This is a genomic window from Enterobacter sp. AN-K1 (assembly GCF_020971765.1).
GTDB lineage: Bacteria > Pseudomonadota > Gammaproteobacteria > Enterobacterales > Enterobacteriaceae > Enterobacter > Enterobacter hormaechei_C.
Genome location: NZ_CP087390.1, coordinates 2502463 through 2523955 on the forward strand (window position 1 = coordinate 2502463; position 21493 = coordinate 2523955).

Here is a 21493-nt window from a genome sequence, read left to right on the forward strand (position 1 = left end):
CATTCTGTAAGAAAATTTACCCATTCTGAATAAAACTTAATCACTGAGTGTTGCGAAATATGAAGATAATTGTGCTGCATCATGGCGAGTAGCATAAATTTCTCTGCTGAAAACTCACGGTCAGGGTTTTTTTAATCTTTGTTTGCGGTTTCTCACACTCCACGTAAATCCCCGCCACCTGTATTGACGTTTTCACATTCTGTTGACAGATTGTAGGGCACGAGGGGCATTTCAGGGAGGATCTGCGCTGCAACTCAAACGCTCTTCTGAAAGGATTCTCTATCCCTTTTAACGCCTTCGGGCATCACCGACCGGACCGGGTAAAAAATAAATAAAGGTCAGGCGGCGTAACACAACAAAGCAAAACATCACATTGGAGCACAATAATGAGTATTTCCTTGAAGAAGTCAGGGATGCTGAAGCTTGGTCTGAGCCTGGTGGCCATGACCGTTGCAGCAAGCGTACAGGCAAAAACCCTGGTTTACTGTTCTGAAGGCTCTCCGGAAGGCTTTAACCCACAGCTCTTTACCTCTGGTACGACTTACGACGCAAGCTCTGTACCGATCTATAACCGTCTGGTTGAATTTAAAACCGGCACCACGGAAGTAATTCCTGGCCTGGCTGAAAAGTGGGATGTCAGCGAAGACGGTAAAACCTATACCTTCCACCTGCGCCAGGGCGTGAAGTGGCAGGACAGCAAAGAATTTAAACCTACGCGCGACTTTAACGCCGACGACGTTGTGTTCTCCTTCGACCGTCAGAAAAATGCCCAGAACCCGTACCATAAAGTGTCTGGCGGCAGCTATGAATACTTCGAAGGGATGGGTCTGCCAGACCTGATCGCTGAAGTGAAAAAAGTGGACGATAAAACCGTTCAGTTTGTGCTGACGCGTCCGGAAGCGCCATTCCTGGCTGACCTGGCGATGGACTTCGCCTCGATTCTCTCTAAAGAGTACGCTGACAACATGCTGAAAGCCGGCACGCCGGAAAAAGTGGACCTGAACCCAATCGGTACCGGCCCGTTCCAGCTGCTTCAGTACCAGAAAGATTCCCGTATTCTGTATAAAGCCTTCCCGGGCTACTGGGGTACCAAGCCGCAGATCGACCGTCTGGTCTTCTCCATCACGCCTGACGCATCCGTGCGTTACGCAAAATTGCAGAAAAACGAATGTCAGGTGATGCCGTATCCAAACCCGGCTGACATCGCGCGTATGAAGCAGGACAAAAATATCAACCTGCTGGAGCAGGCGGGCCTGAACGTGGGTTATCTCTCCTTCAACACCGAGAAGAAACCGTTCGATGACGTGAAAGTGCGTCAGGCGCTGACTTACGCGGTGAACAAAGAAGCGATCATCAAAGCCGTTTACCAGGGCGCGGGCGTTGCGGCCAAGAACCTGATCCCACCAACCATGTGGGGTTATAACGACGACATTAAGGACTACACCTACGATCCTGAGAAAGCGAAAGCGCTGCTGAAAGAAGCGGGCCAGGACAAAGGCTTCACCGTCGAGCTGTGGGCGATGCCGGTACAGCGTCCTTACAACCCGAACGCACGTCGTATGGCGGAAATGGTTCAGGCTGACTGGGCGAAGATTGGCGTACAGGCCAAAATTGTGACCTACGAGTGGGGCGAGTACCTGAAGCGCGCTAAAGCGGGCGAACACCAGGCGGTCATGATGGGCTGGACCGGCGACAACGGGGATCCGGACAACTTCTTCGCGACCCTGTTCAGCTGTGCGGCAGCGAAAGACGGTTCTAACTATTCTCGCTGGTGCTACAAGCCATTTGAAGATCTGATCCAGCCGGCGCGTGCGACCGACGATCACAACAAACGTATTGAACTGTACAAGCAAGCTCAGGTTGTCATGCACGATCAGGCTCCGGCTCTGATTGTTGCTCACTCCACCGTGTACGAGCCAGTGCGTAAAGAAGTGAAGGGCTACGTGGTTGATCCACTGGGCAAACACCACTTCGAAAACGTGTCTGTTGAATAATAAGTAGGGTGTTCTCCCTCTCCCTGTGGGAGAGGGCAGGGGTGAGGGGCGTGCATGCATCCCCTCATCCTAACCCTCTCCCACAGGGAGAGGGAATTTACATTTGTGAGCAATACAGACGTCACGCCACTGGGCGTGCGTCATCAGAGAGAATCCGGGTTATGTTGCAGTTCATCCTCCGACGTCTGGGACTGGTTATCCCGACGTTTATCGGTATCACCCTTCTCACTTTTGCCTTCGTCCATATGATCCCGGGTGACCCGGTAATGATTATGGCAGGCGAGCGTGGTATCTCCCCTGAACGTCATGCGCAACTGCTGGCTGAACTCGGCCTTGATAAGCCGATGTGGCAGCAGTATCTCCACTATATCTGGGGTGTGTTGCACGGCGATTTAGGGATTTCACTGAAAAGCCGTCTTCCGGTGTGGGACGAGTTCGTACCGCGCTTTAAAGCGACGCTGGAACTCGGTATCTGCGCCATGATCTTCGCGACCGCGGTAGGGATCCCCGTTGGCGTACTGGCTGCCGTTAAGCGTGGCTCTATTTTCGACCACACCGCTGTTGGCCTGGCACTGACCGGCTACTCTATGCCTATCTTCTGGTGGGGCATGATGCTGATCATGCTGGTCTCGGTGCAGTGGAACCTGACGCCGGTCTCCGGACGCGTCAGCGATATGGTTTTCCTTGACGACACCAACCCGTTAACCGGCTTTATGCTGATTGATACGGCGATCTGGGGCGAAGAGGGCAACTTCATTGATGCGGTTGCGCACATGATCCTGCCTGCAATGGTGCTGGGCACCATCCCTCTGGCGGTGATCGTGCGTATGACCCGTTCCTCCATGCTGGAAGTGCTGGGCGAGGATTATATTCGTACTGCCCGCGCTAAAGGCCTGACCCGTATGCGCGTCATCATCATTCATGCCCTGCGTAACGCTATGCTGCCGGTGGTGACCGTTATCGGTTTGCAGGTCGGTACGCTGCTGGCGGGGGCGATCCTGACCGAAACCATCTTCTCCTGGCCGGGTCTTGGACGCTGGCTGATTGATGCGCTGCAACGCCGTGACTATCCGGTTGTGCAGGGCGGTGTACTGCTGGTCGCGACGATGATTATCCTCGTCAACCTGCTGGTCGATTTGCTGTACGGCGTGGTGAACCCGCGTATTCGTCATAAGAAGTAAGGGGCCATCATGTCACAAGTTACTCAAAATAAAGTGGTCACCGCACCGGTGCCAATGACGCCGATGCAGGAGTTCTGGCACTACTTCAAGCGCAACAAAGGCGCGGTCGTCGGGCTGGTGTATGTTTCCATCATGATCCTGATTGCGGTGTTTGCGAACGTCCTTGCGCCGTATAACCCGGCTGATCAGTTCCGCGATGCGCTGCTGGCACCTCCTGCATGGCAGGACGGCGGAAGCCTGACGCATCTGCTGGGCACCGACGACGTGGGCCGCGATGTGCTGTCGCGCCTGATGTACGGCGCACGCCTGTCGCTGCTGGTTGGCTGCCTCGTTGTCGTACTGTCGCTGATCATGGGGATCGTACTCGGCCTGGTGGCAGGCTACTTCGGCGGCATTGTTGATAACATCATCATGCGCGTCGTCGACATTATGCTGGCATTGCCAAGCCTGCTGCTGGCGCTGGTGCTGGTGGCGATCTTTGGTCCGTCGATTGGTAACGCCGCGCTTGCGCTGACGTTTGTTGCGCTACCGCATTACGTGCGTCTGACCCGTGCGGCGGTGCTGGTGGAAGTGAACCGCGACTACGTTACCGCCTCTCGCGTGGCGGGTGCTGGTGCGATGCGTCAGATGTTTATCAATATTTTCCCAAACTGCCTTGCGCCGCTGATTGTTCAGGCGTCGCTCGGTTTCTCTAACGCCATTCTTGATATGGCCGCTCTTGGCTTCCTTGGCATGGGTGCGCAGCCGCCCACACCGGAGTGGGGCACCATGCTCTCCGACGTGTTGCAGTTCGCGCAAAGCGCCTGGTGGGTCGTCACCTTCCCGGGTCTGGCGATTCTGCTGACGGTGCTGGCATTTAACCTGATGGGTGACGGTCTGCGTGATGCACTTGATCCCAAACTGAAGCAGTAAGAGGCACGAGATGGCGTTATTAAATGTAGATAAATTATCCGTGCACTTTGGCGACGAAGGCACACCGTTTCGCGCCGTGGACCGCATCAGCTACAGCGTTAATCAGGGCGAAGTGGTCGGGATTGTAGGAGAGTCGGGCTCCGGTAAGTCAGTGAGTTCGCTGGCGATTATGGGGCTGATTGACTACCCCGGCCGCGTGATGGCGGAAAATCTGGAGTTCAACGGTCAGGATCTGAAGCGCATTTCCGAAAAACAGCGCCGCCAGCTGGTGGGCGCGGAAGTGGCGATGATCTTCCAGGACCCCATGACCAGCCTGAACCCATGCTACACCGTCGGTTTCCAGATTATGGAAGCCATTAAGGTGCATCAGGGCGGCAACAAGAAAACCCGTCGCCAGCGTGCTATCGATCTGCTGAACCTGGTGGGGATACCTGACCCAGCATCGCGTCTGGACGTTTACCCGCATCAGCTTTCCGGCGGCATGAGCCAGCGCGTGATGATCGCCATGGCGATTGCCTGTCGACCAAAACTGCTGATTGCGGATGAACCAACTACCGCGCTGGACGTAACCATCCAGGCGCAAATCATCGAGCTGCTGCTGGAGTTGCAGCAGAAAGAGAATATGGCGCTGGTGCTGATTACGCACGACCTGGCGCTGGTGGCGGAAGCGGCACACAAAATCATCGTGATGTACGCGGGTCAGGTGGTGGAGACCGGAAGTTCGCACGATATCTTCCGCGCGCCGCGTCACCCGTATACGCAGGCGTTACTGCGCGCGCTGCCGGAGTTTGCCCAGGACAAAGCGCGTCTGGCGTCACTGCCGGGTGTGGTTCCGGGTAAATATGACCGTCCGCAGGGCTGCCTGCTGAATCCGCGCTGCCCGTATGCGACGGATAAATGCCGCGCCGAGGAGCCAGAGCTGAATCTGCTGGCCGATGGTCGGCAGTCAAAATGCCACTACCCACTCGATGATGCCGGGAGGCCAACACTATGAGTACGCACGAGGCCACCACGCAACAGCCGCTGTTGCAGGCTATCGACCTGAAAAAACATTACCCGGTGAAGAAGGGGATTTTTGCCCCCGAGCGCCTGGTAAAAGCGCTGGACGGCGTCTCCTTCAGCCTTGAACGCGGTAAAACGCTGGCGGTCGTCGGGGAGTCGGGCTGTGGAAAATCCACGCTGGGCCGTCTGCTGACGATGATCGAAACGCCAACCGGCGGCGAGCTTTACTATCAGGGCCAGGATCTGCTCAAGCACGATCCGCAGGCGCAGAAGCTGCGTCGTCAAAAAATCCAGATTGTGTTCCAGAACCCGTACGGTTCTTTAAACCCGCGTAAAAAAGTGGGGCAGATTCTGGAAGAGCCGCTGCTGATTAACAGCAATCTGAGCAAAGAGCAGCGTCGTGAAAAAGCGCTGGCGATGATGGCGAAGGTGGGGCTTAAAACCGAGCATTACGATCGCTACCCGCATATGTTCTCTGGCGGTCAGCGTCAGCGTATTGCCATCGCCCGTGGGCTGATGCTTGACCCGGACGTGGTGATTGCCGATGAGCCGGTCTCAGCGCTTGACGTGTCCGTTCGCGCGCAGGTGCTTAACCTGATGATGGATTTACAGCAGGATCTGGGACTGTCGTACGTCTTCATCTCCCATGACCTGTCCGTGGTTGAGCACATTGCCGATGAGGTGATGGTGATGTATCTGGGACGCTGCGTGGAGAAGGGGACGAAAGATCAGATCTTTACTAACCCGCGTCATCCGTATACCCAGGCGCTGCTGTCTGCAACGCCGAGACTGAACCCGGATGACCGCCGGGAGCGCATTAAGCTGACCGGCGAGTTGCCAAGCCCGCTGAACCCACCGCCGGGATGTGCGTTCAACGCCCGTTGCCGTCGCCGCTTCGGCCCGTGCACGCAGTTGCAGCCACAGCTGAAGGATTATGGCGGACAGCTGGTGGCCTGCTTCGCGGTCGATCAGGATGAAAACGGCGAAAAGCCGCAGGCATAAATAAAAAACCGGCGTTAAGCCGGTTTTTTTACGTCTGAGGTCTACTTCCGTAAACGAATCTGGTCGACGGCGTGTTTCTCACTCTTGGTGAGGATCAGGCTTGCGCGTTCGCGCGTCGGCAGGATGTTCTCTTTGAGGTTGACGTAGTTGATCTCATTCCACAGCCCGGTCGCCACGCTGATAGCCTCTTCTTCAGAGAGCTGGGCGTAGTTGTGGAAGTAGGAATCCGGGTCGGTGAACGCGCCTTCGCGGAACTTCAGGAAGCGGTTGATATACCAGCGTTGCAGCAAATCTTCCGGCGCATCGACATAAATTGAGAAATCGACAAAGTCAGAGACAAACACATGATGCGGATCGTGAGGATAATCCATCCCGCTTTGCAGGACGTTTAAGCCTTCCAGAATCAGGATGTCGGGCTGCACAACCGTTTTGTCGCCATCCGGGATGCGGTCGTAGATCAGATGCGAGTAAACCGGCGCGGTAACGTGAGGTACGCCCGATTTTAGATCTGAAACAAACTTTACCAGGCGGTGCATATCATAAGAGAGCGGGAAGCCCTTCTTTTTCATCAGGCCGCGTTCTTTCAACACCTCGTTGGGATGCAGGAAGCCGTCGGTGGTGATCAGTTCCACGCTGCGGTGTTCCGGCCAGCGGCTCAGCAGCGCCTGTAGCACGCGCGCGGTGGTACTTTTACCCACTGCCACGCTGCCCGCAATACTGATGATATAAGGAATACGTTGACCGTTCGTGCCGAGGAACTGTTCCAGTACGGCCTGACGACGCAAATTGGAGCTGATATAGAAGTTAAGCAAGCGAGAGAGGGGGAGATAGATTTCTGCCACCTCTTCCAGGGAGAGATCTTCGTTTATCCCTTTTAGCCGTGCGATTTCACCTTCCGTCAGTGTCATAGGGACGGAGTCACGCAGGGCTGCCCACTGGCTACGGTTAAACTGAAGATAGGGCGTCATTAACGTTTGCTCTTTTTTGCTCATAAGCATGCTTCTGTGAACCATCACGAAACGGCGGGTGCGGGCTCATCACATAGTTAATTTTGGACAATGGGCAGGAGGTTAACACCAGATGAGAGGAATAATAAGAAAAAATATGGGAAAGCGATGCTTAACCGGGCAGGCATCACCTGGGGCTATAGCGTGCCGAAATCAGGCGTTCATGTTGAATTTTTAACCGTGAGCGGATGAATTTACAGCGGTTAGCCCTGGTTTCGAATAAAATGTGAGCGAAAGAACGTTTTATGCAATTTTTTAGTTGCATGACTGCGCAGGTCTCCATAGAATGCGCGCTACTTGATGCCGACTTAGCTCAGTAGGTAGAGCAACTGACTTGTAATCAGTAGGTCACCAGTTCGATTCCGGTAGTCGGCACCATCAAGTCCGGTGGGGTTCCCGAGCGGCCAAAGGGAGCAGACTGTAAATCTGCCGTCACAGACTTCGAAGGTTCGAATCCTTCCCCCACCACCACTTTCTGGCAGCGACAACGCCGCCGGAGCTGGTTGGAAAAATTGACCAGCTCGAACAGAAAAGAGAGAAATCTCTTTTTTTGTTACAGAAAGAACTGGGTAGCCGAGTTTCAGGATGCGGGCATCGTATAATGGCTATTACCTCAGCCTTCCAAGCTGATGATGCGGGTTCGATTCCCGCTGCCCGCTCCAATACGTGCTGATATGGCTCAGTTGGTAGAGCGCACCCTTGGTAAGGGTGAGGTCCCCAGTTCGACTCTGGGTATCAGCACCACTTCACTTCTCCCTCCCTTTCTCTCTGTTTCAATGTAAATGTATTCAACAGTTCAGGCATTTTCGCCTGGTTGATGTGGTGATATCACCGATTTATCCGTGTCTTAGAGGGACAATCGATGTCTAAAGAAAAGTTTGAACGTACAAAACCGCACGTTAACGTCGGTACTATCGGCCACGTTGACCATGGTAAAACAACGCTGACCGCTGCAATCACTACCGTACTGGCTAAAACCTACGGCGGTGCTGCTCGTGCTTTCGACCAGATCGATAACGCACCAGAAGAAAAAGCTCGTGGTATCACCATCAACACCTCTCACGTTGAGTATGACACCCCGACTCGCCACTACGCACACGTAGACTGCCCAGGCCACGCCGACTATGTTAAAAACATGATCACCGGTGCTGCGCAGATGGACGGCGCGATCCTGGTTGTTGCTGCGACTGACGGCCCTATGCCTCAGACTCGTGAGCACATCCTGCTGGGTCGTCAGGTAGGCGTTCCTTACATCATCGTGTTCCTGAACAAATGCGACATGGTTGATGACGAAGAGCTGCTGGAACTGGTAGAGATGGAAGTTCGTGAACTGCTGTCTCAGTACGATTTCCCAGGCGACGACACTCCAATCGTTCGTGGTTCCGCGCTGAAAGCGCTGGAAGGTGACGCAGAGTGGGAAGCGAAAATCATCGAACTGGCTGGCTACCTGGATTCTTACATCCCAGAACCAGAGCGTGCGATTGACAAGCCATTCCTGCTGCCAATCGAAGACGTATTCTCCATCTCCGGTCGTGGTACCGTTGTTACCGGTCGTGTAGAGCGCGGTATCATCAAAGTGGGTGAAGAAGTTGAAATCGTTGGTATCAAAGAGACTGCGAAGTCTACCTGTACTGGCGTTGAAATGTTCCGCAAACTGCTGGACGAAGGCCGTGCTGGTGAGAACGTTGGTGTTCTGCTGCGTGGTATCAAACGTGAAGAAATCGAACGTGGTCAGGTTCTGGCGAAGCCAGGCTCAATCAAGCCACATACCAAGTTCGAATCTGAAGTGTACATTCTGTCCAAAGACGAAGGCGGCCGTCATACTCCGTTCTTCAAAGGCTACCGTCCACAGTTCTACTTCCGTACAACTGACGTGACCGGTACCATCGAACTGCCAGAAGGCGTAGAGATGGTAATGCCAGGCGACAACATCAAGATGGTTGTGACGCTGATCCACCCAATCGCGATGGACGACGGTCTGCGTTTCGCAATCCGTGAAGGCGGCCGTACCGTTGGCGCGGGCGTTGTTGCTAAAGTTCTCGGCTAATCGCTGATAACATTTGACGCAATGCGCAATAAAAGGGCATCATTTGATGCCCTTTTTGCACGCTTTCACATCAGAACCTGGCTCATCAGTGATTAATTTTGTCATAATCATTGCTGAGACAGGCTCTGCGGAGAGCGTATAATACGAAAAGCGAATAGCATTTCGATTGGTTTGCCTCGCACACGCGGGGTGAAAATGTTTGTAGAATACTTCTGACAGGTTGGTTTATGAGTGCGAATACCGAAGCTCAAGGGAGCGGGCGCGGCCTGGAAGCGATGAAATGGGTAGTTGTAGCCGTGCTGCTGATTGTGGCGATTGTCGGCAACTATCTTTATCGTGACATGATGCTGCCGCTACGCGCGCTTGCAGTGGTAATTCTGATTGCTGCGGCGGGTGGTGTCGCGCTGTTGACGACGAAAGGCAAAGCGACCGTTGCGTTTGCCCGCGAAGCGCGTACCGAAGTCCGCAAGGTCATTTGGCCGACTCGCCAGGAAACATTGCACACCACGCTGATTGTAGCGGCGGTAACCGCTGTAATGTCACTGATCCTGTGGGGACTGGATGGTATTCTGGTTCGCCTGGTATCCTTTATCACTGGCCTGAGGTTCTGAGATGTCTGAAGCCCCTAAAAAGCGCTGGTACGTCGTTCAGGCGTTTTCCGGTTTTGAAGGCCGCGTAGCTACGTCGCTGCGTGAGCATATCAAATTACATAATATGGAAGAGTTATTTGGCGAAGTTATGGTTCCGACCGAAGAAGTGGTTGAGATCCGTGGCGGCCAACGTCGCAAAAGCGAGCGTAAATTCTTCCCGGGTTACGTGCTGGTTCAGATGGTGATGAACGACGCGAGCTGGCACCTGGTGCGCAGCGTACCACGCGTGATGGGCTTTATCGGCGGCACATCTGACCGTCCGGCGCCAATCAGCGACAAAGAAGTTGATGCGATTATGAACCGCCTCCAGCAGGTTGGTGATAAACCGCGTCCGAAAACGCTGTTTGAACCGGGTGAGATGGTTCGTGTTAACGACGGTCCGTTTGCTGACTTCAATGGCGTCGTCGAAGAAGTGGACTACGAGAAGTCCCGCCTGAAAGTTTCCGTTTCTATCTTTGGTCGTGCGACCCCGGTAGAGCTGGACTTTGCTCAGGTAGAAAAAGCCTAAGCAGCGATCAAAAAAGCGACGATTTAATCGTTGCACAGGGCGCGAGATTGGAATACAATTTCGCGCCTTTTGTTTTTATGGGCCCCGGCCCGTAAAACGAATTTTATTCACGGGGAGCCTCTCTGAGGCGTTATTACCCAATCAGAGGATTTTAGAATGGCTAAGAAAGTACAAGCCTACGTCAAGCTGCAGGTTGCAGCAGGTATGGCGAACCCAAGTCCACCAGTTGGTCCAGCTCTGGGTCAGCAGGGTGTGAACATCATGGAATTCTGTAAAGCGTTCAACGCCAAAACTGAATCCATGGAAAAAGGTCTGCCAATCCCAGTTGTAATCACTGTTTACGCTGACCGTTCTTTCACTTTCGTTACCAAAACCCCTCCAGCAGCAGTTCTGCTGAAGAAAGCAGCGGGCATCAAGTCTGGTTCCGGTAAGCCGAACAAAGACAAAGTGGGTAAAATTTCCCGCGCTCAGTTGCAGGAAATCGCGCAGACCAAAGCTGCCGACATGACTGGTTCCGACATTGAAGCGATGACTCGCTCCATCGAAGGTACTGCACGTTCCATGGGCCTGGTAGTGGAGGACTAAGAAATGGCTAAACTGACCAAGCGCATGTCCGTGATCCGTGACAAAGTTGATGCGACCAAACAGTACGACATCAACGAAGCTATCGCTCTGCTGAAAGAACTGGCAACTGCTAAGTTCGTTGAAAGCGTTGACGTTGCCGTTAACCTGGGCATCGACGCTCGTAAATCCGATCAGAACGTTCGTGGCGCAACTGTACTGCCACACGGTACTGGCCGTTCCGTACGCGTAGCTGTATTTGCTCAGGGTGCAAACGCTGAAGCTGCTAAAGCTGCCGGCGCTGAACTGGTAGGTATGGAAGATCTGGCTGATCAGATCAAGAAAGGCGAAATGAACTTTGACGTTGTTATTGCTTCTCCAGATGCAATGCGCGTTGTTGGCCAGCTGGGCCAGGTTCTGGGTCCACGCGGCCTGATGCCAAACCCGAAAGTGGGTACTGTAACGCCTAACGTTGCTGAAGCGGTTAAGAACGCTAAAGCAGGTCAGGTTCGTTACCGTAACGACAAAAACGGCATCATCCACACCACCATCGGTAAAGTGGACTTTGACGCTGACAAACTGAAAGAAAACCTGGAAGCTCTGCTGGTTGCGCTGAAAAAAGCAAAACCAACTCAGGCGAAAGGCGTGTACATCAAGAAAGTTAGCATCTCCACCACCATGGGTGCAGGTGTTGCAGTTGACCAGGCTGGCCTGAGCGCTGCTGCAAACTAATGCCTTTACGTGGGCGGTGATTTTGTCTACAATCTTACCCCCACGTTTGCTAACAAAAGTTAGCGGCTAAAAGAATTGTTCGTTGGAGCCTGGCCTATCCAGGCCTCCGTCGAAGACCGCAGGTGTTTCGCAAGAAACTTAATCCCCTGCGTAGACGGTGACAGAACGCTAAGATTATTTTAAATACTCTGGCTTGTTTCTGCTCACCGTATTAAGACGCTCTTCCCGTTGGGTCGAGTGAAGTGAGTTCCGGAACATGAGTTCCGGCAAACATCCAGGAGCAAAGCTAATGGCTTTAAATCTTCAAGACAAACAAGCGATTGTTGCTGAAGTCAGCGAAGTAGCCAAAGGCGCGCTGTCTGCAGTAGTTGCGGATTCCCGTGGCGTTACTGTAGACAAAATGACTGAACTGCGTAAAGCAGGTCGTGAAGCTGGCGTATACATGCGTGTTGTTCGTAACACCCTGCTGCGTCGCGTAGTTGAAGGTACTCAGTTCGAGTGCCTGAAAGACACGTTTGTTGGTCCGACCCTGATTGCATACTCTATGGAACACCCGGGCGCTGCTGCTCGTCTGTTCAAAGAGTTCGCGAAAGCGAATGCAAAATTTGAGGTCAAAGCTGCAGCCTTTGAAGGTGAGTTGATCCCGGCATCGCAAATCGATCGCCTGGCAACCCTGCCGACCTACGAAGAAGCAATTGCACGCCTGATGGCAACCATGAAAGAAGCTGCGGCTGGCAAACTGGTTCGCACTCTGGCTGCTGTACGCGATGCGAAAGAAGCTGCTTAATCGCAGTTATCTTTATAAAGCATTTGCTTACGTATAAACTTATTCTGATTTTCAGGAACAATTTAAATGTCTATCACTAAAGATCAAATCATTGAAGCAGTAGCAGCTATGTCCGTAATGGACGTTGTAGAGCTGGTTTCTGCAATGGAAGAAAAATTCGGTGTTTCTGCTGCTGCTGCTGTAGCTGTAGCTGCGGGCCCGGCTGAAGCTGCTGAAGAAAAAACTGAATTCGACGTAATTCTGAAAGCTGCTGGCGCGAACAAAGTTGCTGTAATCAAAGCAGTACGTGGCGCAACTGGCCTGGGTCTGAAAGAAGCTAAAGACCTGGTAGAATCTGCTCCAGCTGCGCTGAAAGAAGGCGTGAGCAAAGACGACGCAGAAGCACTGAAAAAATCTCTGGAAGAAGCTGGCGCTGAAGTTGAAGTTAAATAAGCCAACTTTTCTGGTTGCAGCCTAAGCAATTAGGCTGATGGCTGGTGACTTTTTAGTCACCAGCCTTTTTGCGCTGTAAGGCATCAGCAGCATTTCACACTGTTTGACTGCTGGTTGTCCTGACAATGCTTGTTTCTATCGACGACTTAATATACTGCGACAGGGTGCTCGCTCTGTGTAAATCGCAATGAAATGGTTTAAGCGTGATAGCAACAGGTATTGCGGAAAGTATTCAATTTTCCGGTCCACAAAATGGTGTTGCACAAACTGTCCCTTCGTCGGGCAGATGGGTCGACTTGTCAGCGAGCTGAGGAACCCTATGGTTTACTCCTATACCGAGAAAAAACGTATTCGTAAGGATTTTGGTAAACGTCCACAAGTTCTGGACATTCCATATCTCCTTTCTATCCAGCTTGACTCGTTCCAGAAGTTTATCGAGCAAGATCCTGAAGGGCAGTACGGCCTGGAAGCAGCCTTCCGTTCCGTGTTCCCGATTCAGAGCTACAGCGGTAATTCCGAGCTGCAGTACGTCAGCTACCGCCTTGGCGAACCGGTGTTTGACGTTCAGGAATGTCAGATCCGTGGCGTGACCTATTCCGCACCGCTGCGCGTAAAACTGCGTCTGGTGATCTACGAGCGCGAAGCGCCGGAAGGCACCGTAAAAGACATTAAAGAACAAGAAGTCTACATGGGTGAAATTCCACTCATGACGGACAACGGTACTTTCGTTATCAACGGTACTGAGCGTGTTATCGTTTCCCAGCTGCACCGTAGCCCGGGTGTCTTCTTCGACAGCGATAAAGGTAAAACGCACTCTTCCGGTAAAGTACTGTATAACGCACGCATCATTCCTTACCGTGGTTCATGGCTGGACTTCGAATTCGATCCAAAAGACAACCTGTTTGTCCGTATCGACCGTCGTCGTAAGCTGCCTGCAACCATCATTCTGCGTGCACTGAACTATACCACTGAGCAGATCCTGGACCTGTTCTTTGAGAAAGTGATCTTTGAAATCCGCGACAACAAGTTGCAGATGGAGTTGGTGCCGGAACGTCTGCGTGGTGAGACCGCGTCGTTCGACATCGAAGCCGACGGCAAAGTGTATGTGGAAAAAGGTCGCCGTATCACCGCGCGCCACATCCGCCAGCTGGAAAAAGATGATATCAAACACATCGAAGTTCCGGTTGAATACATTGCAGGAAAAGTAGCCGCGAAAGATTACGTTGATGAATCAACTGGCGAGCTGATCTGCCCGGCGAACATGGAGCTGAGCCTGGATCTGCTGGCTAAGCTGAGCCAGTCTGGCCACAAACGTATCGAAACGCTGTTCACCAACGATCTGGACCACGGTCCGTACATCTCTGAGACTGTACGCGTCGACCCAACCAACGATCGTCTGAGCGCGCTGGTCGAAATCTACCGCATGATGCGTCCTGGTGAGCCACCAACTCGCGAAGCGGCTGAAAGCCTGTTCGAGAACCTGTTCTTCTCCGAAGACCGCTACGATCTGTCCGCGGTTGGTCGTATGAAGTTCAACCGTTCTCTGCTGCGCGACGAGATCGAAGGTTCCGGTATCCTGAGCAAAGACGACATCATTGAAGTGATGAAGAAGCTCATCGATATCCGTAACGGTAAAGGCGAAGTGGACGATATCGACCACCTCGGCAACCGTCGTATCCGTTCCGTAGGCGAAATGGCGGAAAACCAGTTCCGCGTTGGCCTGGTACGTGTAGAGCGTGCGGTGAAAGAGCGTCTGTCTCTGGGCGATCTGGATACCCTGATGCCTCAGGATATGATTAACGCGAAGCCGATTTCTGCGGCAGTGAAAGAGTTCTTCGGTTCCAGCCAGCTGTCTCAGTTCATGGACCAGAACAACCCGCTGTCTGAGATCACGCACAAACGTCGTATCTCCGCACTCGGCCCAGGCGGTCTGACCCGTGAACGCGCAGGCTTTGAAGTTCGAGACGTACACCCGACTCACTACGGTCGCGTATGTCCAATCGAAACGCCTGAAGGTCCAAACATCGGTCTGATCAACTCCCTGTCCGTGTACGCACAGACGAACGAATACGGTTTCCTCGAGACCCCGTATCGTAAAGTGACCGACGGTGTTGTTACTGACGAAATTCATTACCTGTCTGCTATTGAAGAAGGCAACTACGTTATCGCTCAGGCGAACTCCAACCTGGATGACGAAGGCCACTTTGTAGAAGATCTGGTTACCTGCCGTAGCAAAGGCGAATCCAGCTTGTTCAGCCGCGACCAGGTTGACTACATGGACGTATCCACCCAGCAGGTGGTATCCGTCGGTGCGTCCCTGATCCCGTTCCTGGAACACGATGACGCCAACCGTGCATTGATGGGTGCGAACATGCAACGTCAGGCCGTTCCAACTCTGCGTGCTGATAAGCCGCTGGTTGGTACCGGTATGGAACGTGCTGTTGCCGTTGACTCTGGTGTTACAGCAGTTGCTAAGCGTGGCGGTACCGTTCAGTACGTTGACGCATCCCGTATCGTTATCAAAGTTAACGAAGACGAGATGTATCCGGGCGAAGCGGGTATCGACATCTACAACCTGACCAAATACACCCGTTCTAACCAGAACACCTGTATCAACCAGATGCCATGTGTGTCTCTGGGTGAGCCAGTTGAGCGCGGCGACGTGCTGGCAGACGGTCCGTCCACCGACCTCGGTGAACTGGCGCTCGGTCAGAACATGCGCGTAGCGTTCATGCCGTGGAACGGTTACAACTTCGAAGACTCCATCCTCGTCTCCGAGCGTGTGGTTCAGGAAGATCGTTTCACCACCATCCACATTCAGGAACTGGCATGTGTGTCCCGTGACACCAAGCTGGGGCCAGAAGAGATCACCGCTGACATCCCGAACGTGGGTGAAGCTGCGCTCTCTAAACTGGATGAATCCGGTATTGTTTACATCGGCGCGGAAGTGACCGGCGGTGACATTCTGGTTGGTAAGGTCACGCCGAAAGGCGAAACCCAGCTGACGCCAGAAGAGAAACTGCTGCGTGCTATCTTCGGTGAGAAAGCGTCTGACGTTAAAGACTCTTCTCTGCGCGTACCAAACGGTGTTTCCGGTACGGTTATCGACGTTCAGGTCTTCACCCGTGACGGCGTTGAGAAAGATAAGCGTGCGCTGGAAATCGAAGAGATGCAGCTCAAACAGGCTAAGAAAGACCTGTCTGAAGAACTGCAAATCCTCGAAGCAGGTCTGTTCAGCCGTATCTATGCGGTGCTGGTTGCCGGTGGCGTTGAAGCTGAGAAGCTCGACAAACTGCCACGCGATCGCTGGCTGGAACTGGGCCTGACCGACGAAGAGAAACAGAATCAGCTGGAACAGCTGGCTGAGCAGTATGACGAACTGAAACACGAGTTCGAGAAAAAACTCGAAGCGAAACGCCGCAAAATCACTCAGGGCGACGATCTGGCACCAGGCGTGCTGAAGATTGTTAAGGTGTATCTGGCTGTTAAACGTCAGATCCAGCCTGGTGATAAGATGGCAGGTCGTCACGGTAACAAGGGTGTTATCTCTAAGATCAACCCGATCGAAGATATGCCGCACGATGCTAACGGTACGCCGGTAGATATCGTACTGAACCCACTGGGCGTACCGTCTCGTATGAACATCGGTCAGATTCTGGAAACCCACCTGGGTATGGCTGCGAAAGGTATCGGCGATAAGATCAACGCCATGCTGAAACAGCAGCAGGAAGTCGCGAAACTGCGCGAGTTCATCCAGCGTGCCTACGATCTGGGTACCGACGTTCGTCAGAAAGTCGACCTGAACACCTTCAGCGATGAAGAAGTGCTGCGTCTGGCAGAGAACCTGCGCAAAGGTATGCCAATTGCAACGCCGGTATTCGACGGTGCAAAAGAAGCTGAAATTAAAGAGCTGCTGCAACTGGGTGGTCTGCCAACGTCTGGTCAGATTACGCTGTTTGACGGCCGTACCGGTGAACAGTTCGAGCGTCCGGTAACCGTAGGTTACATGTACATGCTGAAACTGAACCACCTGGTCGACGACAAGATGCACGCTCGTTCTACCGGTTCTTACAGCCTGGTTACTCAGCAGCCGCTGGGTGGTAAGGCTCAGTTCGGTGGTCAGCGCTTCGGGGAGATGGAAGTGTGGGCGCTGGAAGCATACGGCGCAGCATACACCTTGCAGGAAATGCTCACCGTTAAGTCTGATGACGTGAACGGTCGTACTAAGATGTATAAGAACATCGTAGACGGCAACCATCAGATGGAACCGGGCATGCCAGAATCCTTCAACGTACTGTTGAAAGAGATTCGTTCGCTGGGTATCAACATCGAACTGGAAGACGAGTAATTCTCGCTCAAACAGGTCACTGCTGTCGGGTTAACGCCCGACAGCAGAGTGTGCTAACTCCGACGGGAGCAAATCCGTGAAAGACTTATTAAAGTTTCTGAAAGCGCAAACTAAAACCGAAGAGTTTGATGCGATCAAAATTGCTCTGGCTTCGCCAGACATGATCCGTTCATGGTCTTTCGGTGAAGTTAAAAAGCCGGAAACCATTAACTACCGTACGTTCAAACCTGAGCGTGACGGCCTTTTCTGTGCGCGTATTTTCGGGCCAGTAAAAGATTACGAGTGCCTGTGCGGTAAGTACAAGCGCCTGAAACACCGTGGTGTGATCTGTGAGAAGTGCGGCGTTGAAGTGACCCAGACCAAAGTACGCCGTGAGCGTATGGGCCACATCGAGCTGGCGTCTCCGACCGCTCACATCTGGTTCCTGAAATCTCTGCCGTCCCGTATCGGTCTGCTGCTGGATATGCCGCTGCGCGATATCGAACGTGTTCTGTACTTCGAATCTTATGTGGTTATCGAAGGCGGGATGACCAATCTGGAACGTAACCAGATCCTGACCGAAGAACAGTATCTGGACGCGCTGGAAGAGTTCGGTGACGAATTCGACGCGAAGATGGGTGCGGAAGCTATCCAGGCCCTGCTGAAGAGCATGGATCTGGAGCAAGAGTGTGAAACTCTGCGCGAAGAGCTGAACGAAACCAACTCCGAAACCAAGCGTAAAAAGCTGACCAAGCGTATCAAACTGCTGGAAGCGTTCGTTCAGTCTGGTAACAAACCAGAGTGGATGATCCTGACCGTTCTGCCGGTTCTGCCGCCAGATCTGCGTCCGCTGGTTCCGCTGGATGGTGGTCGTTTCGCAACGTCGGATCTGAACGATCTGTACCGTCGCGTGATCAACCGTAACAACCGTCTGAAACGTCTGCTGGATCTGGCTGCGCCGGACATCATCGTACGCAACGAAAAACGTATGCTTCAGGAAGCAGTCGATGCCCTGTTGGATAACGGTCGTCGTGGTCGTGCGATCACCGGTTCTAACAAACGTCCTCTGAAATCTTTGGCCGACATGATCAAAGGTAAGCAGGGTCGTTTCCGTCAGAACCTGCTCGGTAAGCGTGTTGACTACTCCGGTCGTTCTGTAATCACCGTAGGTCCATACCTGCGTCTGCATCAGTGCGGTCTGCCGAAGAAAATGGCACTGGAGCTGTTCAAACCGTTCATCTACGGCAAGCTGGAACTGCGTGGCCTCGCCACCACCATCAAAGCCGCGAAGAAAATGGTTGAGCGTGAAGAAGCTGTCGTTTGGGATATCCTGGACGAAGTGATCCGCGAACACCCGGTACTGCTGAACCGTGCACCAACTCTGCACCGTCTGGGTATCCAGGCCTTTGAGCCAGTCTTGATCGAAGGTAAAGCGATCCAGCTGCACCCGCTGGTTTGTGCGGCCTATAACGCCGACTTCGATGGTGACCAGATGGCTGTTCACGTACCGCTGACGCTGGAAGCCCAGCTCGAAGCGCGTGCGCTGATGATGTCTACCAACAACATCCTGTCTCCAGCGAACGGTGAACCTATCATCGTTCCTTCTCAAGACGTTGTACTGGGTCTGTACTACATGACCCGTGACTGTGTTAACGCCAAAGGCGAAGGCATGGTGCTGACTGGCCCGAAAGAAGCTGAGCGTATTTATCGCGCTGGCCTGGCCTCTCTGCATGCGCGCGTTAAAGTGCGTATCACCGAATACGAAAAAGATGAAAACGGCGAGTTCGTTGCGCACACCAGCCTGAAAGACACGACCGTTGGCCGTGCCATTCTGTGGATGATCGTACCGAAAGGTCTGCCTTTCTCCATCGTCAACCAGGCGCTGGGCAAGAAAGCGATCTCCAAAATGCTGAACACCTGTTACCGCATTCTGGGTCTGAAGCCGACCGTAATCTTCGCTGACCAGACAATGTACACCGGCTTTGCTTATGCAGCGCGTTCAGGTGCATCTGTTGGTATCGATGACATGGTCATCCCAGAGAAGAAACACGAGATCATCTCTGAAGCGGAAGCTGAAGTTGCTGAGATCCAGGAGCAGTTCCAGTCTGGTCTGGTAACCGCAGGCGAACGTTACAACAAAGTTATCGATATCTGGGCTGCGGCGAACGATCGTGTATCTAAAGCGATGATGGATAACCTGCAAACCGAAACCGTGATTAACCGTGACGGCGTAGAAGAGCAGCAGGTCTCCTTCAACAGCATCTACATGATGGCCGACTCCGGTGCGCGTGGTTCTGCGGCACAGATTCGTCAGCTGGCAGGTATGCGTGGTCTGATGGCGAAGCCAGATGGCTCCATCATCGAAACGCCAATCACCGCGAACTTCCGTGAAGGTCTGAACGTACTCCAGTACTTCATCTCCACGCACGGTGCGCGTAAAGGTCTGGCGGATACCGCACTGAAAACGGCGAACTCCGGTTATCTGACGCGTCGTCTGGTTGACGTTGCGCAGGATCTGGTCGTCACCGAAGACGATTGTGGCACCCTCGAAGGTATCACCATGACCCCGGTTATCGAGGGTGGTGATGTTAAAGAGCCGCTGCGCGATCGCGTACTGGGTCGTGTGACCGCGGAAGACATTCTGAAGCCGGGCACCGCAGACATTCTGGTTCCACGCAACACCCTGCTGCACGAACAGTGGTGTGACCTGCTGGAAGCGAACTCTGTTGACTCCGTGAAAGTGCGTTCCGTTGTATCCTGTGACACCGACTTTGGTGTGTGTGCGCACTGCTACGGTCGTGACCTGGCGCGTGGCCACATCATCAACAAAGGTGAGGCTATCGGCGTTATCGCGGCACAGTCCATCGGTGAGCCGGGTACACAGCTGACGATGCGTACGTTCCACATCGGTGGTGCGGCATCTCGTGCGGCTGCTGAATCCAGCATCCAGGTGAAAAACAAAGGTAGCATCAAGCTCAGCAACGCGAAGTCGGTTGTGAACTCCAGCGGTAAACTGGTTATCACTTCCCGTAACACCGAGCTGAAGCTGATCGACGAATTCGGTCGTACCAAAGAGAGCTATAAAGTGCCTTACGGTGCGGTTATGGCGAAAGGTGATGGCGAGCAGGTTGCTGGCGGTGAAACCGTTGCAAACTGGGATCCACACACCATGCCGGTTATCACCGAAGTAAGTGGTTTCATCCGCTTCACTGACATGATCGACGGCCAGACCATTACTCGTCAGACCGACGAGCTGACCGGTCTGTCTTCTCTGGTGGTTCTGGATTCTGCTGAACGTACTACCGGCGGTAAAGATCTGCGTCCTGCACTGAAAATCGTTGATGCTCAGGGTAACGACGTTCTGATCCCTGGTACCGATATGCCTGCGCAGTACTTCCTGCCGGGTAAAGCGATTGTACAGCTGGAAGATGGCGTACAGATCAGCTCTGGTGACACCCTGGCGCGTATTCCTCAGGAATCCGGCGGTACCAAGGACATCACCGGTGGTCTGCCACGCGTTGCGGACCTGTTCGAAGCACGTCGTCCGAAAGAGCCTGCGATCCTGGCTGAAATCAGCGGTATCATCTCCTTCGGTAAAGAGACCAAAGGTAAGCGCCGCCTGGTTATTACGCCAGTAGATGGCAGCGAGCCGTACGAAGAGATGATTCCTAAGTGGCGTCAGCTCAACGTGTTCGAAGGTGAACGCGTAGAACGTGGTGACGTGGTTTCCGATGGTCCAGAAGCGCCGCACGACATCCTGCGTCTGCGTGGTGTGCATGCTGTTACCCGTTACATTGTTAACGAAGTACAGGACGTATACCGTCTGCAAGGCGTTAAGATTAACGATAAACACATTGAAGTTATCGTTCGTCAGATGCTGCGTAAAGCAACCATCGAAAACGCGGGCAGCTCCGACTTCCTGGAAGGCGAGCAGGTTGAATACTCACGCGTTAAGATCGCTAACCGCGATCTGGAAGCGAACGGCAAAATCGGTGCGACCTTCGCACGCGATCTGCTGGGTATCACCAAAGCGTCTCTGGCAACCGAGTCCTTCATCTCTGCTGCATCGTTCCAGGAAACCACTCGTGTCCTGACCGAAGCGGCTGTTGCAGGTAAACGTGATGAACTGCGCGGTCTGAAAGAGAACGTTATCGTGGGTCGTCTGATCCCGGCCGGTACCGGTTATGCGTACCACCAGGATCGTATGCGTCGTCGCGCAGCGGGCGAACTGCCAGCTGCACCGCAGGTGACTGCCGAAGATGCATCCGCGAGCCTTGCAGAACTGCTGAACGCAGGTCTGGGCGGTTCCGACAACGAGTAATCGTTGATGCCGTAAATAAAAAACCCGCCT

15 protein-coding genes and 4 tRNA genes are annotated in these 21493 nt (G+C 53.4%); 18 read left to right on the plus strand and 1 reads right to left on the minus strand.

Annotated elements, in window-relative coordinates:
- Nucleotides 1-386: 386 nt before the first annotated feature.
- The 5 genes from dppA to dppF all read left to right on the plus strand — a co-directional run bounded on the left by dppA (nucleotide 387) and on the right by dppF (nucleotide 6091).
- On the plus strand, nucleotides 387-1994 hold the full coding sequence (gene dppA / locus LOC22_RS12005; RefSeq protein ID WP_006177809.1) for a dipeptide ABC transporter periplasmic-binding protein DppA: 1608 nt from the start codon (nucleotides 387-389) through the stop codon (nucleotides 1992-1994).
- A gap of 161 nt (nucleotides 1995-2155) precedes the next feature.
- Entirely contained in the window at nucleotides 2156-3175 is a 1020-nt protein-coding gene (gene dppB / locus LOC22_RS12010; protein WP_006810536.1) for a dipeptide ABC transporter permease DppB, read from the plus strand.
- Between the two features lie 9 nt (nucleotides 3176-3184).
- Nucleotides 3185-4087, plus strand: a complete 903-nt coding sequence (gene dppC, locus LOC22_RS12015) for a dipeptide ABC transporter permease DppC (RefSeq protein WP_006810535.1) — start codon at nucleotides 3185-3187, stop codon at nucleotides 4085-4087.
- Nucleotides 4088-4097: 10 nt separating this feature from the next.
- A complete protein-coding gene (dppD, locus tag LOC22_RS12020) occupies nucleotides 4098-5081 on the plus strand; it encodes a dipeptide ABC transporter ATP-binding protein (protein WP_015569978.1) in 984 nt (327 codons plus the stop codon).
- Nucleotides 5078-6091 (plus strand): dipeptide ABC transporter ATP-binding subunit DppF, encoded by a 1014-nt coding sequence (dppF, locus tag LOC22_RS12025; RefSeq protein WP_017383568.1) that lies wholly within the window; start codon nucleotides 5078-5080, stop codon nucleotides 6089-6091. The genes dppD and dppF overlap by 4 nt, the downstream gene beginning before the upstream one ends.
- A 41-nt stretch (nucleotides 6092-6132) precedes the next feature.
- On the opposite strand, the gene coaA is transcribed toward dppF, so the two are convergent.
- Nucleotides 6133-7083, minus strand: coding sequence for a type I pantothenate kinase (gene coaA / locus LOC22_RS12030; protein ID WP_015569977.1), 951 nt, complete (start codon nucleotides 7081-7083; stop codon nucleotides 6133-6135).
- A 317-nt stretch (nucleotides 7084-7400) separates the two neighbouring features.
- Here coaA and LOC22_RS12035 point away from each other — a divergent pair.
- The 13 genes from LOC22_RS12035 to rpoC all read left to right on the plus strand — a co-directional run bounded on the left by LOC22_RS12035 (nucleotide 7401) and on the right by rpoC (nucleotide 21463).
- A tRNA-Thr gene (locus LOC22_RS12035) sits at nucleotides 7401-7476 on the plus strand.
- An 8-nt stretch (nucleotides 7477-7484) separates the two neighbouring features.
- Nucleotides 7485-7569, plus strand: a tRNA-Tyr gene (locus LOC22_RS12040).
- A gap of 116 nt (nucleotides 7570-7685) precedes the next feature.
- A tRNA-Gly gene (locus LOC22_RS12045) sits at nucleotides 7686-7760 on the plus strand.
- Nucleotides 7761-7766: 6 nt separating this feature from the next.
- Nucleotides 7767-7842: transfer RNA gene (locus tag LOC22_RS12050), tRNA-Thr, on the plus strand.
- 118 nt (nucleotides 7843-7960) lie between these two features.
- Nucleotides 7961-9145, plus strand: coding sequence for an elongation factor Tu (gene tuf, locus LOC22_RS12055; RefSeq protein ID WP_014885484.1), 1185 nt, complete (start codon nucleotides 7961-7963; stop codon nucleotides 9143-9145).
- 227 nt (nucleotides 9146-9372) lie between these two features.
- Nucleotides 9373-9756, plus strand: coding sequence for a preprotein translocase subunit SecE (gene secE, locus LOC22_RS12060; RefSeq protein ID WP_003862342.1), 384 nt, complete (start codon nucleotides 9373-9375; stop codon nucleotides 9754-9756).
- A gap of 1 nt (nucleotide 9757) precedes the next feature.
- The gene (gene nusG / locus LOC22_RS12065) at nucleotides 9758-10303 is read left to right on the plus strand and encodes a transcription termination/antitermination protein NusG (protein ID WP_003862341.1); all 546 of its coding nucleotides are present in this window, start codon (nucleotides 9758-9760) and stop codon (nucleotides 10301-10303) included.
- Nucleotides 10304-10459: 156 nt separating this feature from the next.
- The gene (gene rplK, locus LOC22_RS12070; protein WP_003862340.1) at nucleotides 10460-10888 is read left to right on the plus strand and encodes a 50S ribosomal protein L11; all 429 of its coding nucleotides are present in this window, start codon (nucleotides 10460-10462) and stop codon (nucleotides 10886-10888) included.
- A 3-nt stretch (nucleotides 10889-10891) separates the two neighbouring features.
- A complete protein-coding gene (gene rplA / locus LOC22_RS12075; protein ID WP_006810530.1) occupies nucleotides 10892-11596 on the plus strand; it encodes a 50S ribosomal protein L1 in 705 nt (234 codons plus the stop codon).
- 289 nt (nucleotides 11597-11885) lie between these two features.
- The gene (rplJ, locus tag LOC22_RS12080; RefSeq protein WP_003862338.1) at nucleotides 11886-12383 is read left to right on the plus strand and encodes a 50S ribosomal protein L10; all 498 of its coding nucleotides are present in this window, start codon (nucleotides 11886-11888) and stop codon (nucleotides 12381-12383) included.
- A gap of 66 nt (nucleotides 12384-12449) precedes the next feature.
- Complete coding sequence (gene rplL / locus LOC22_RS12085; RefSeq protein ID WP_002445276.1) at nucleotides 12450-12815, plus strand: 50S ribosomal protein L7/L12; 366 nt, start codon at nucleotides 12450-12452, stop codon at nucleotides 12813-12815.
- A gap of 319 nt (nucleotides 12816-13134) precedes the next feature.
- Nucleotides 13135-17163 carry a DNA-directed RNA polymerase subunit beta gene (gene rpoB, locus LOC22_RS12090; RefSeq protein ID WP_015569976.1) on the plus strand — a complete coding sequence of 1343 codons (4029 nt, stop codon included), beginning with the start codon at nucleotides 13135-13137 and terminating at the stop codon, nucleotides 17161-17163.
- Between the two features lie 76 nt (nucleotides 17164-17239).
- A complete protein-coding gene (gene rpoC / locus LOC22_RS12095) occupies nucleotides 17240-21463 on the plus strand; it encodes a DNA-directed RNA polymerase subunit beta' (protein ID WP_017384083.1) in 4224 nt (1407 codons plus the stop codon).
- Nucleotides 21464-21493: the final 30 nt, after the last annotated feature.